This is a genomic window from Candidatus Pelagibacter sp. Uisw_101 (assembly GCF_047727615.1).
Taxonomy (GTDB): Bacteria; Pseudomonadota; Alphaproteobacteria; order Pelagibacterales; family Pelagibacteraceae; genus Pelagibacter.
Window position 1 is genome coordinate 603,882 of record NZ_CP159821.1, and the last position, 12,230, is coordinate 616,111.

The following is a 12,230-nucleotide window of genomic DNA, read 5'->3' on the forward strand; positions in this document are numbered from 1 at the left end:
ACAGTGTAATTTGCTTTGGTAAAAAGCTTTTGATGATTAATCCTTTTTTTATAAATAATGGTCCTTTTAAAATTTTAGATATTTTACACTTAATAAGTCTTGATGATCTTATAATTGATAATAATCAAGAAATTGTTGATATCAAAGATTTATTTACATCAAAAAAAAATGACATTAGTTTTTTTCACTCTAAAAAATATAAAGATATTGCAAAAAATACTAAAGCCTCTTTTTGCATAACTACTGAAGTTTTAAAAGATGAATTACCAAAAAGCTGCACACCATTAGTAGTTGAGAATGTTTTGCTTTCAACTTCTTTAGTTACATCAAAATTTTATCCTAGTTCAATTAATGATAATTTTGATTATACAGCTAGAGATATAGCTGAAACAAAATTTAAAGATAAAGTAAAATGTGGAAAAAATGTTTTAATTGGTGACAATGTTACCCTTGGATCTAATTGTTTAATTGGACATAATACTATAATTGAACAGAATGTTTCAATTGGTGACAACTGCTCAATAGGATCAAATGTTATTATAAGAAACACATTAATTAATAATAACGTTACAGTTTTAGATAATTGTGTTATCGGCAAACACGGGTTTGGTTTTTTTCCTATTAATGAAAAAAATTTAAGATATCCGCATATTGGAATTGTGATTATTGGTGAAAATTCTGAAATCGGTTGTGGTTGTACTATTGATAGAGGGTCTATGTCAAATACCGTAATTGGTAAAAATACATTTTTAGATAATCAAATACATATTGCACATAATGTTAAAATTGGCGAAAATTCAATCATAGCAGGACAAGTAGGAATTGCTGGTAGTTCTATCCTTGGTAACAACGTTCGAATTGGTGGACAAGCTGGTATTTCTGGTCATTTAACAATTGGAAATAATGTAGAAATAGCTGGTGGTAGTGGTGTGATAAAAGATATCTCAGAAAATTCAAAAGTAATGGGATATCCTGCAAAAAATATTAGAGATTTTTTAAAAGATAATAAATGATACATAAAACAGCAATTATAGATCCAAAAGCAAAAATTAGTAAAAATGTTAGTATTGGAGCTTATTCAATAATAGGTCCTAATGTTGAAATAGGAGAAAATTCTATGATACAATCACATGTAAGTATCGTTGGACATACCAAAATTGGAAATAATAATATGATTTATTCATTTGCGTCAATTGGAAATGATCCTCAAGATTTAAAATTTAATGGCGAACAAACGAAGCTTGAAATAGGTGACAATAATAAAATTAGAGAATATGTAACTATTAACCCTGGTACTACTGGCGGTGGTGGATTAACTAAGGTTGGAAATAACTGCTTATTTATGGTTTCCTCACACATAGCACACGATTGTTTGGTCGAAGATAATGTTATTTTAGCTAACAATGTTCCTTTAGGTGGACATGCACATATAGAAAGTAATGTCATAATTGGAGGTAATTCAGCAGTACAACAGTTTACCAGAGTTGGAAGATCAGCAATGATAGGAGGAATGTGTGGTGTTGTAAGGGATGTCATACCGTATGGGATAGCCCATGGCAACCGAAGCGTTCTACAAGGATTAAATTTAATAGGCTTAAGAAGAAAAAATATTCCAAATAAACAAATTTTGAATTTAAATGATGCATATAAAGAAATCTTTAAGGATGAAAATTTAACTCAAAATTTAATTAATTTAAATAAAGATTTTAAAAATAATGAACTTGTATTAGAAGTAATTAATTTTTTAGAGAAAGATAAAAAAAGGCCTATTTGCACACCATTTTCAAAATAAGATGATTGGACTATTTTTAGGAGATACTGATTTTTCAGAAGTTGTTCTTAAAAAAATAAAAAAATTAAATAAAGAATATTTCATTATTGATTTTTCAAAAAATAATAAATTCAAAAAATATATAAACTCTAATCGAATAAGTATTGGTAAGTTTGGAAAAATAATACACTTGATTAAAGAAAAAAAATCAAAAAAAGTTTTATTTGCAGGCAAAATTGCTAAACCAAAATTTTCAGCATTAAGATTGGACCTTAAAGGTGTTTATTATATGCCTAGTATTTTAAAAGCAGCAAAAATAGGTGATGCAGCAATTATTAAAGCTATAATAAAAATTTTAGATAATGAAAATATAAAAGTTATTAGTTCTGTCTTTTTTAACCCTGAACTAACGGTTAAAAGTGGAAACTATACTAAGTTAAAACCTAATATAAGTGATGGTAATTCTATTAAAAATGGAATTAATTACTTTAATAAACTAAATAATTTAGATCACGTTCAAGCAGTGATCGTCAAAGATAATACTATTTTAGCAACTGAAGATCGATACGGGACAAAAAAAATGTTGTCAAAATTAAAGAAAAAATCACGAGGAATATTGATTAAGCTACCTAAAAAAAAACAAGATTTAAGAATGGATTTACCCACTATTGGTCTTCAAACTTTAAAAGATTGTAAAAAATATGGTTTAAAAGGTATAGTTTTAAAGTCTAAAAAAAATATATTCCTAGATCAAGCTAAATGTATAAGTTTTGCAAATAAAAATAAAATTTTTATTAAAATTATATGAAAAAAATTTTTGTTTTAACAGGTGAGCCTTCTGGTGATAAATTGGCCTCAACAGTTATTTCTAAACTTAAGATAAATTATCCAAATATTGAATATTTGTCAGTAGGGGGAACACATATTAAAAAATTAGGAATTCAATCTATTTTTGATCTAAAAGATATTACATACCTGGGCTTTACTAGCGTATTATTTAATATCTTTAAGATTAGAAAAAAAATTAACAAAACTGTTGATGAGATTATAAAATTTAATCCTGATATCCTATTTAGTGTTGATAGTCCCGATTTTACTCTAAGAGTTGCTGAAAAGGTAAAAAATATTAATAACAACATAAAGACAATCCATTATGTTGCTCCCCAGGTATGGGTTTGGAGAAAAGACAGAGTTAAAAAAATTAAAAAGTTTATTGATCATATGCTTTTGTTATTTGACTTTGAAAAAAAATATTTTGATGAAGAGAATATTAAGAATACTTTTGTTGGTCATCCCTTAATTGAAAAAAAAGACAATGTAATAACAACATTAGAAAATTTAATTTCTAAAGATAAGAAAATTATATCTTTATTTCCAGGTAGTAGAAAATCAGAAACAAGTGTTCTTTTGCCAATTTTATTGAGTTTTATTAAATTGATGAATAAAAAAAATTTTGATCATTCATTTGTTTTTCATGCCACAGATGAAAATAAAGAATTTATAATCGATATGGTTAAAAATACTAATTTAGATAATATAGATGTTATTTCAGATGAAAATATAAAAGATCAGGTTTTATCTAATTCAATTTTTGCAGTCTCTAAATCTGGAACAATTTCACTTCAAATTTCTAGTGCTAATGTTCCTTCAATAATTATTTACAAATTAAGTTTTATAAATTTTATGATATTTAGATTATTGGTTAATGTTAAGTTTGCAAATATTATTAATATTATTAATGACAAAGAGGTAATTCCTGAATTATTACAAAAAGAATGCAATGCGGAAGAAATATATAAAACTGTTACATATTTTCTTAAAAATCCAGAGTTAATTGAAAAGCAATTAATTGATTGTAAAAAAACTTTAGAGGGAATTAGGTCAAAATCTTCTTCATCAACTGAAGCAGCTTTAATCTTAAATAATTATCTTATTTCCTAATCTTCGTTCCACTTCTTCTTTCCCTAGGGAAATTATTATATCATACAAACCAGGTCCAAATTTTGACCCCGTTAAAGCAACCCTCAATGGTTGACCTACACCTTTAAAATTAGTTTCATATTTTTTTATTAAATCATTAATTATTGGCTCTAGAGTTTCTTTATCTAATGTATTTATTGAAATTAGTTTTTCTTTAAACTCTTTAATAATATTTTTTGCTTTATCGTCAATTAACTCTAAATCTTTATCTTCAAATTTTACATCATCAAAAATTATATATTTAGCGTTATTAAATATATCCTCTAAAGTCTTTGCCTTATTCTTAAGAAAAGTTAATGAAGGTTTAATTTTAGTTTCTTTTTCAGGTTTAATTTTTTCTTTATAAATTTCACAATAGTTGACAAGATGATCATAAAGTTCATTTTCATCAATAGTCTTAATGTAGTGTTCATTCATTGATAATATTCTGCTCATATCTAACTTTGATGGAGATTTACCAATTCCTCCTAAATTAAAATACTGAATGCTTTCTTCTAGTGTAAATATTTCTTTATCTTGATAAGACCAGCCTAACCTTAACAGGTAATTTCTTAAAGCATCAGGCATTATTCCTATTTTAGAGTAATCGTCTAATGTTGATGTATTATCTCTTTTTGATAGTTTTTTTCCTTCAATAGTATGGATTAATGGAATATGTGCAAAATTAGGAAGATCCCAATCCATCGCTAAATATATTTGAATTTGTTTGAATGTATTAATTTTATGATCGTCACCTCTAATTATATGTGTCATGTTCATTTGATAATCATCTACGGTTGCTGAAAGGTTGTATGTTGGTGTTCCATCATTTCTTAAAATTATAAAATCTTCTATTGTAATATTCTCTATTTCAACATCTCCTTGCACTAAATCTTTTAGTATTGAAGTTCCTTCAATTTTACTTTTAAATCTAATTACTGGTTTGATATTTTTAGGAGCATCAGATTCTTGAAGATCTCTCCATTTCCTATTATAAATATAAGGAAGCTTTTTTTGTCTTGCTCGTTTTTTTTGCTCTTCTATTTCATCACTTGAACAATAACATTTATAAGCATGTCCTTTTTTAAGCAGTTCTTTTGCTACATTTATATGATCATCAATTTTAGTTGATTGAATGTATTCATCACCATCATGCTCAATACCAATCCATTTTAAAGACTTGATAATTTGAATTTTGTATTCATCTTTAGACCTTTCCTTGTCTGTATCTTCAATTCTTAAATGAAAGGTTCCATTTTTATTTTTAGAATATAGCCAATTGAATAAAGCAGTTCTTACACCACCAATATGAAGAGCTCCAGTAGGCGAGGGAGCAAATCTTGTTGCTACATTTGACATCAATGATTTTTAGACTATTTTCTTAGAAGTTTCTATATAAAGATACAAGAATACCTTGAACCTTTACTCTATCTGGACCAAATATTTTGGTTTCATAGTTTCTATTAGCACTTTCAAGTGCTACAGTTTTTCCTTTTCTTCTAATCCTTTTCAACATTGCTTCGTGTTCATCTATTAATGCTACAACAATTTTACCATTATCTGCAGTATCAGATCTTTTTATGATAACTGTATCTCCTTCGTTAATGCCAGCTTCAATCATTGAATCACCTTGAACTTTTAGACCAAAATATTGACCGTTTTTTTCAAGATTGCTTGGAAGCGGTATACGAGAAACTTCATTTTGTATTGCCTCTACAGGTGTTCCTGCAGCTATACTACCTAGCACAGGTATTTCCATTTCATTTAAGTTAGTATTATCTATATCCAGTCCACCCTTGATAACACTAGGCGAAAAACTATTGTAAATATCATTAGCAGAAGCGGTTTCGGGAAGCTTTATAACCTCTAAAGCTCTTGCTTTATGAGCTAACCTTCTAATAAAACCTCTTTCTTCTAAGGCACTTATTAATCTGTGAATTCCTGATTTAGATTTTAAATTTAACGAATTTTTCATTTCTTCATACGAAGGAGATACGCCTGAGGCTCTCAACTTTTTGTTGATGAATAATAGCAGGTTTTTTTGTTTTTTAGTTAGCATAAGAACAAATAAAGTACAAAATCTGTTCTACAAGTGTTCTTCTAATACGGCAATAGCTAAAAAGTATTTAAAATAGGGGTTTATTTTACTAAAGAACTGAAAAAATTGAATTTTTATCCAAATTTTTTAAAAGTGATTCACCAATCAAAAAAGTTTTTATTTCTGTTTTGTTCTTTAAAGAAAGAAGTTCTTCTTTTGTTTTAATTCCACTTTCAGAAATTAAAGGAGAGGAGTGATTACTTAACACGCTATAGATATCATAAGTTGTATTAAGATCTGTTCTTAAAGTTTTGAGATTTCTATTATTTATTCCAATTAATGCTTCTTTAAAGCTAAGAGCTTTCTTTGCTTCCTCAACCGTATGCACTTCAACAATTATTGACATATTAAGCTTCAGAGCTTCTTCATACAATTCATTAGCGAGGTCATCTGAGACACCAGCCAATATAATCAGTATTGCATCTGCACCATAACTTTTGGCAAGAGTTACTTGAAACTTATCAATAAAAAAATCCTTACATAGAACGGGTAGATTAATCTTTTCTTTTACTTCACTAATATGGCTTAGCTTACCCAAAAAGAAATCTTCTTCTGTAAGGATTGATAAGCATGTTGCTTTATTATTGTTATAGATTTTTGCTATTTCAATAGGGTTATAACTACTCACTATAACACCAGCAGACGGGCTTGCTTTTTTTATTTCTGCAATTAAAGAAATCTTATTATTATCAACATTGTTTTGAATTTTATCCTTAAAATTTATAAATGATTTATTTAGATCAATTTGTTCATTTAAAGCATCTAATGAAATTGTTTTTTTTAATAAATCAATTTTTTCAATTTTTTTTTTTATAATTTCTTTTAGTACGTCTTTAGACATTTTGAATTTCCTTTAAGTTATTGTATGTTTTTCCTGATAAGATATGTTTTCTTGCTTCATTATACGCATCAATAAATACTGTATGTTTTTCTGAAACAATAAGGCCAGCTGCTGCATTTAAACAAACAGCTTTTGAAAAATCGTTATCCTTACCTTTAAATATATCCAGCATTTTATAAGCATTAAATTTTGCATCATCTCCAAGCAAATCTTTAAACTCATTTGCATCTATATTTAGTTTTATAGGGTCAATTAATATTTCAGAAATTTCACCATTTTTTAATTGAACAACATTAGTTTTTGAATAGGGTGATATTTCATCTAATCCATCTTCACTATTTACAATCCAGGCAAATTTAATGTTTAAATTATTCAAGGCACTAGCAAAAATTTTTAATAGCTTTTTATCAAAAACACCAACCACTTGTCTATCAACTAGGGCAGGGCTACTTAAAGGACCAATCATATTAAAGATTGTTCTTTTACCTATCTTTTTTCTAATAGGTCCAACAAATTTCATTGCACTATGATAGTTAGGTGCAAACATAAAACCAAAGTTATTTTTTTTAATTTGCTCCTCAATATCTTTTGGCTCTAAATCTATTTTTATGTTTAAAGCTTCTAAAACGTCACCTGAACCACATTTGGAGGAAACAGCTTTGTTGCCATGTTTTGCAACTTTAATACCCATACTAGATAGAAGTAGTGCTGATGCAGTCGATATATTGAGTGTATTCATGCCGTCTCCACCTGTTCCACACGTATCAATGCAATCATTAACATTAACTCTTTTAGATTTATTTCTTAGTACATAAACCCCCCCAGCAATTTCATCAGCGACCTCTCCTTTTGTTGAAAGTAGGGTTAAAAAATCAAAAATTTCATCATCTGCTGCTTTACCCTCCATGAGTATTTCAAAAGCTCTTTTACTCTCATTAAATGACAAGTCTTGGTTATTTCTTAATTTATCTATGAAAATTTTCATTTGTTTTTGTAAATAATAAAATTTTTTAATATCTTAATTCCAATGACAGTTTTTATACTTTCAGGGTGGAATTGAACACCGTGGATATTATATTCCTTATGCATTACACCCATAATAATTCCATCTTTTGTTTCAGCGGTAATTTCAAGTTGATTAGGTAATGTTTTTTTATCAATTATAAGACTATGGTATCTTGTAGCTTCAAATTCAGAAGGAAGGTTTTTAAGAATACCTATTTTTTTTGATTTTATGATGCTAGTTTTCCCATGCATTAACTTATTTGCTTGAATAATCTTAGAACCAAAAACTTGACCAATAATTTGATGACCCAAACACACACCAAGAATAGGTATCTTTTTATAAAGCTCTTTTACTATTTTAATGCAATTCCCTGATTGATTTGGATTACCAGGTCCAGGCGATATAATAATTTTGTCATATTTATTTTTTATTATTTGTTTGTGAGTAATTTCATCATTTCTAATTACATCAACTGTAACACCAAGAGATGATACATAGTGATATAAGTTAAACGTAAAACTATCATAATTATCTATTAATATAATTTTCATTATTTTAATGCATTCATTAAAGCTTTTGCTTTATATACAGTTTCTTCGTATTCTTTAATTGGATTGCTATCAGCTACAATGCCTGCACCAGCTTGAACGTAAAATTTTTTGTTTTTTGCAACAGCAGTTCTTAGTGCAATACATGTATCAAATTCACCATTTGCAGAAAAATAACCTATACCTCCAGCATAGACTTTTCTTTTAGTTGTTTCTAGCTCATCAATAATTTCCATAGCTCTAATTTTAGGTGCACCAGAAACAGTTCCTGCAGGAAATCCAGCAAGTAATGATTTAAATTTTGAAAATTGTTTATTGTAAACACCGATTACATTAGAAACGATATGCATTACATGTGAGTATTTTTCGATCATAAAACTTTCTGTCACTTTAATAGTTCCTATTTTGGAAACTTTACCAGCATCATTTCTACCTAAATCAAGTAACATTAAATGTTCAGAAAGTTCTTTTTTATCTTTAAGTAAATCTTTTGCAAAAAAATTATCTTGTTTTAAATTTTTACCTCTAGGTCTAGTTCCAGCAATTGGCCTAACGGTAATTTTGTTATCTCTTAGTCTAACTAAGATTTCTGGACTTGCTCCTATTATCTGAAAATCTTTAAAGTTAAAAAAATACATAAAGGGAGAAGGGTTAGTAATTCTCAGTTTTTTATAAATTTCCAAGGGTGTTTTGGATAATTTAGCTTCAAACCTTTGACTTAAAACGACTTGAAAAATATCTCCAATTCTTATGTATTTTTTTGCTTCATTAACCATTCTTAAAAACTTATTTTTTGAAGTGTTTGATTTAACCTTAATATTAGTTTTTGTATTACTATTAGAATTATTCTTTACTAGGGAGGCCTTTATTATGAGGTCATTAATTTCATTCTCAATTGCAAAATACTTTTTTTTATAATTTAGAATCTTTTCATCATTGAAAATATTAATAATATAGAAAATCTTTTTTTTTAAGTTATCGTGAATAACCAATGTTCTTGGTCTTAAAAGTCTAACGTCAGGTAGCTTTAAATCATCCTTACATTTATTGGGAATTTTTTCGATATATCTAATAGAATCGTAAGAAAAATACCCTGATATTAAAGAACAAATTGGTGGTAGACTTGCTGGAGTTTTAAACTTAAATTCTTCTATTATCTCTTCTATAATTTTCTCTGGAGCACCTTTTATTTTTTTTTTAATGTTATTGGTAGTCAGGTAAGAGTTTTTATTATTAAATTCCCAAATTCTATCTGGGTTTTTGCCAAAGATGGTATATCTCCCTCTTATCTTACCTTTCTCAACTGACTCAAAAATAAAACTATTTTTTTCCCTTAGAAAATTATCAATTAAGTTTAAAACTTCCTGATCATTTTGTACTTTTCGAGAGGTATATATGATTTGATTTTTGTTTCTTGAGTGTTGAAACTTAAAATCTTTAAAGTTTCTATTAAGTATCATCTAAAGTAACTTTTTACCCTATCAAGAGTTTTTTCGTTAACTATCACCTTATATTTATTGTTTAAAAGGTAATCATATGATTTTAATATTTCGTTTCTATTTTCTGCACTCGCTTCGTTAGAGATTGCATTAAATATATCTGAATCTGGAGAAATTTCAATATCTTCAAGCTTCATAACCTTAGCTATGAATACATTGTCTTCTCTATCAACAATCAGAGTAAATGTATTAATTGGTAGTGTATATAAAACTTTAACAGAATTATTTTCAAATTTATTAATATCCTTAATTGAGTTTAACTGAGTTTTTTCAACTTCACCATTCCCAAGTTTATCAAATGATTCTTGGTTAAATTCATTTTTATCTAATTGGTTTAGTATATTTTTATTAAATTCAAATTTTTCTTTTTGAAATAGAAGGTTTGTTATTTGTTTTAAAAATCTTTCATCATTCAAATTGGGTAATTTTTGAATCACATTATCTATTTGATAAAAGATGAATGTTCCATTGTCTTCAAGTATTTCAATCTCGTCTTTTCTAGAATTATAAATTTTATTTTCAATTGTCTCTTTATTTTCTAAATTAATATAATCTTTTTTTATAATCACATTGACATTTAATTCATTTGTAATTGTCTTAAAATCTATGTTTTTATATATCTTGTTGTCAATTTCATCAATTGCATCAAAAAAAACCTGATTAAATTCATCTACACCCAATAAGTTTTTAGGCGTTATTATCACATAAGAAAAATCAATATAATCTTGCTTAAGTTTTTCTGAATTTTCGTCAATAAAAATTTTAATTTCCTGATTAGTAAATTCATCCACTTTTTTATAAAATCTATTTAATTTAATAAATTCAATATCTAATTTTCTATTGTTTTCTATAAAATATTTATTAGTTAAAAAGTTGGGAGATTTCGCTCCACCACTTATATATGCAAATAGTTCTTTTTGTAGAACGTTATTCTTTAATTTTATTTCATACATCGCTGCACTCATACTATTTGTAAGTAAAAACTTTTCATAAAGAGTTCTTTGAAAATTACCATTTTCATCTAGAAAGTTTTTATTTTTCTTAAGAGTTTCTACAATTACTTCATCTGATATAACTAGGTCTAAATTTTTTATTTCAAGTTCAAGTAAAGTCATTGAAACCATAGAAGACAAAAGCTCCTCAATTACATTTTTATCGATATTCTCTTTTATTACTTGCTGACTTAAGCCAGATTGATTTAGGTAATCCATGAAATCTTGGGTAGAGATATTAGTGTTATTTATTTTAGCTATATTATTTTGATTTCCAGTACTAAATCCTCCACCAAATCCACCAAAGCCAAAAGCTATTATAATAACAAAAATCAGTATCAAGCCACCAATCTTTTTTTTTGTAAAATTTTTAAATGGATTTATCATTACATTATTAATTTATTGATCTTTAAAATATCAAGCTATAGATTAAATTTTTCATTATGACAAATAAATATATGTATTTTGTAGCCAATTGGAAAATGTATGGGAATTTATCTTCCTTAAATACATTGAATAAAGTTATTAAATTTTCAAAATCTAAAGAAATAAAGGGAGGTAGATTAATTTATTGCCCTCCAAATACTTTAATAAGTTCTTTTTCAAAAAAATTTAGTAATTGCCAAATTGGTATTGGTGGACAAAATTGTCATGAAAGTAAAGATTATGGTGCTCACACAGGTCATGTTAATTCCCGTATGTTAAAAAATATTGGTGCACATTTTGTAATCATTGGTCATTCAGAAAATAGAGAACAGGGTGAAAGTGATAAACTAATTAATCTAAAAATTAAAAGTGCTCTTGAAGCTAAATTAAAAGTTATTTTTTGTATCGGTGAAACTTTAAGTGAAAAAAGAAAAAAAAAGACACGCTCAACCTTATCCAAACAGATTAAAATTGGTTTAAAAAATATTAAAAATAAATCAAATATTTTTTTAGCTTATGAACCTGTTTGGGCTATAGGCAGTGGTCTTATACCGAAACCTCAAGATCTTTTTAAAACAGTAAAATTCATCAAAAGTAAATTTAAAGATAAATTACCAAAAATTTTATATGGGGGTTCTGTAAATCCCCAAAATATAACAATCTTAAGAGAAATTAATAATATTGATGGTTTTTTAATTGGTGGAGCATCTCAAAATGCTAAAAAATTTATTGATATAGTCAAAAAAACATATAGTTAACCCTCATGGAAAATATTCTACTAATAGTCAACTTAGTACTAGCAACAGTACTTGTGCTTTTGATACTAGTCCAAAAATCTGAAGGTGGAGCACTTGGTATAGGTGTTTCTCAAGATAATTTTATGCTTTCCAGATCTGCTGGTAATTTTATGGGCAAGGCTACAGCAGTAGTTGCAACTTTGTTCATAATTTGTAGCTTAGCTTTAACAATAATTTCTAGAGGTGAGTTAACACCTACATCTTCCGTATTGGATATCATTGAAGAAAAGTCTAGTGATACACCTTCAATTCCTGAAAACAATAATTAATCCTTTTAAACTCATTAATTAATC

The 12,230-nt window shown here is 27.1% G+C and carries 13 protein-coding genes; 6 read left to right on the forward strand and 7 right to left on the reverse strand.

Annotation, left to right across the window (positions count from 1 at the left end):
- Positions 1–32: 32 nt before the first annotated feature.
- From lpxD to lpxB, 4 genes are read left to right on the forward strand one after another with little or no spacing between them, the layout of a single operon-like run.
- Positions 33–1,013: a UDP-3-O-(3-hydroxymyristoyl)glucosamine N-acyltransferase gene (gene lpxD, locus ABXT48_RS03055; protein ID WP_415287003.1), complete on the forward strand. Its 981-nt coding sequence runs from the start codon at positions 33–35 to the stop codon at positions 1,011–1,013.
- A complete protein-coding gene (gene lpxA, locus ABXT48_RS03060; RefSeq protein ID WP_415303303.1) occupies positions 1,010–1,792 on the forward strand; it encodes an acyl-ACP--UDP-N-acetylglucosamine O-acyltransferase in 783 nt (260 codons plus the stop codon). Before lpxD ends, lpxA begins: the two co-directional genes overlap by 4 nt.
- 1 nt (position 1,793) lies before the next feature.
- A complete protein-coding gene (gene lpxI / locus ABXT48_RS03065) occupies positions 1,794–2,579 on the forward strand; it encodes a UDP-2,3-diacylglucosamine diphosphatase LpxI domain-containing protein (RefSeq protein ID WP_415287005.1) in 786 nt (261 codons plus the stop codon).
- Positions 2,576–3,712 (forward strand): lipid-A-disaccharide synthase, encoded by a 1,137-nt coding sequence (gene lpxB, locus ABXT48_RS03070; protein WP_415303304.1) that lies wholly within the window; start codon positions 2,576–2,578, stop codon positions 3,710–3,712. Before lpxI ends, lpxB begins: the two co-directional genes overlap by 4 nt.
- Here the strand turns inward: lpxB and gltX are convergent.
- The 7 genes from gltX to ABXT48_RS03105 all read right to left on the reverse strand — a co-directional run bounded on the left by gltX (position 3,689) and on the right by ABXT48_RS03105 (position 11,101).
- Positions 3,689–5,089: a glutamate--tRNA ligase gene (gene gltX / locus ABXT48_RS03075; RefSeq protein WP_415303305.1), complete on the reverse strand. Its 1,401-nt coding sequence runs from the start codon at positions 5,087–5,089 to the stop codon at positions 3,689–3,691. The genes lpxB and gltX overlap by 24 nt on opposite strands.
- 22 nt (positions 5,090–5,111) lie before the next feature.
- Positions 5,112–5,789, reverse strand: a complete 678-nt coding sequence (lexA, locus tag ABXT48_RS03080; protein WP_415303307.1) for a transcriptional repressor LexA — start codon at positions 5,787–5,789, stop codon at positions 5,112–5,114.
- Positions 5,790–5,877: 88 nt separating this feature from the next.
- Entirely contained in the window at positions 5,878–6,669 is a 792-nt protein-coding gene (locus tag ABXT48_RS03085; protein WP_415303309.1) for an indole-3-glycerol phosphate synthase TrpC, read from the reverse strand.
- Positions 6,662–7,654, reverse strand: a complete 993-nt coding sequence (gene trpD, locus ABXT48_RS03090) for an anthranilate phosphoribosyltransferase (protein ID WP_415287010.1) — start codon at positions 7,652–7,654, stop codon at positions 6,662–6,664. Before trpD ends, ABXT48_RS03085 begins: the two co-directional genes overlap by 8 nt.
- Entirely contained in the window at positions 7,651–8,226 is a 576-nt protein-coding gene (locus ABXT48_RS03095; protein ID WP_415287011.1) for an anthranilate synthase component II, read from the reverse strand. Before ABXT48_RS03095 ends, trpD begins: the two co-directional genes overlap by 4 nt.
- Positions 8,226–9,680 (reverse strand): anthranilate synthase component I, encoded by a 1,455-nt coding sequence (trpE, locus tag ABXT48_RS03100; RefSeq protein ID WP_415287127.1) that lies wholly within the window; start codon positions 9,678–9,680, stop codon positions 8,226–8,228. Before trpE ends, ABXT48_RS03095 begins: the two co-directional genes overlap by 1 nt.
- A complete protein-coding gene (locus tag ABXT48_RS03105; protein WP_415303311.1) occupies positions 9,680–11,101 on the reverse strand; it encodes a SurA N-terminal domain-containing protein in 1,422 nt (473 codons plus the stop codon). The genes trpE and ABXT48_RS03105 overlap by 1 nt, the downstream gene beginning before the upstream one ends.
- A gap of 56 nt (positions 11,102–11,157) precedes the next feature.
- Here ABXT48_RS03105 and ABXT48_RS03110 point away from each other — a divergent pair, with 56 nt between their 5' ends.
- Positions 11,158–11,898, forward strand: a complete 741-nt coding sequence (locus ABXT48_RS03110) for a triose-phosphate isomerase (protein ID WP_415287013.1) — start codon at positions 11,158–11,160, stop codon at positions 11,896–11,898.
- A 5-nt stretch (positions 11,899–11,903) separates the two neighbouring features.
- Positions 11,904–12,206 (forward strand): preprotein translocase subunit SecG, encoded by a 303-nt coding sequence (gene secG / locus ABXT48_RS03115; protein WP_415287014.1) that lies wholly within the window; start codon positions 11,904–11,906, stop codon positions 12,204–12,206.
- Positions 12,207–12,230: the final 24 nt, after the last annotated feature.

What these genes read in the sequence shown, in the direction of transcription:
- ABXT48_RS03085 (WP_415303309.1), bottom strand. Translation starts at nt 6,669, where the DNA reads ATGTCTAAAGACGTACTAAAAGAAATTATAAAAAAAAAAATTGAAAAA.
- gltX (WP_415303305.1), bottom strand. Translation starts at nt 5,089, where the DNA reads ATGTCAAATGTAGCAACAAGATTTGCTCCCTCGCCTACTGGAGCTCTT.
- lexA (WP_415303307.1), bottom strand. Translation starts at nt 5,789, where the DNA reads ATGCTAACTAAAAAACAAAAAAACCTGCTATTATTCATCAACAAAAAG.
- lpxD (WP_415287003.1), top strand. Translation starts at nt 33, where the DNA reads ATGATTAATCCTTTTTTTATAAATAATGGTCCTTTTAAAATTTTAGAT.
- ABXT48_RS03105 (WP_415303311.1), bottom strand. Translation starts at nt 11,101, where the DNA reads ATGATAAATCCATTTAAAAATTTTACAAAAAAAAAGATTGGTGGCTTG.
- trpD (WP_415287010.1), bottom strand. Translation starts at nt 7,654, where the DNA reads ATGAAAATTTTCATAGATAAATTAAGAAATAACCAAGACTTGTCATTT.
- ABXT48_RS03110 (WP_415287013.1), top strand. Translation starts at nt 11,158, where the DNA reads ATGACAAATAAATATATGTATTTTGTAGCCAATTGGAAAATGTATGGG.
- ABXT48_RS03095 (WP_415287011.1), bottom strand. Translation starts at nt 8,226, where the DNA reads ATGAAAATTATATTAATAGATAATTATGATAGTTTTACGTTTAACTTA.
- lpxA (WP_415303303.1), top strand. Translation starts at nt 1,010, where the DNA reads ATGATACATAAAACAGCAATTATAGATCCAAAAGCAAAAATTAGTAAA.
- lpxB (WP_415303304.1), top strand. Translation starts at nt 2,576, where the DNA reads ATGAAAAAAATTTTTGTTTTAACAGGTGAGCCTTCTGGTGATAAATTG.
- secG (WP_415287014.1), top strand. Translation starts at nt 11,904, where the DNA reads ATGGAAAATATTCTACTAATAGTCAACTTAGTACTAGCAACAGTACTT.
- lpxI (WP_415287005.1), top strand. Translation starts at nt 1,794, where the DNA reads ATGATTGGACTATTTTTAGGAGATACTGATTTTTCAGAAGTTGTTCTT.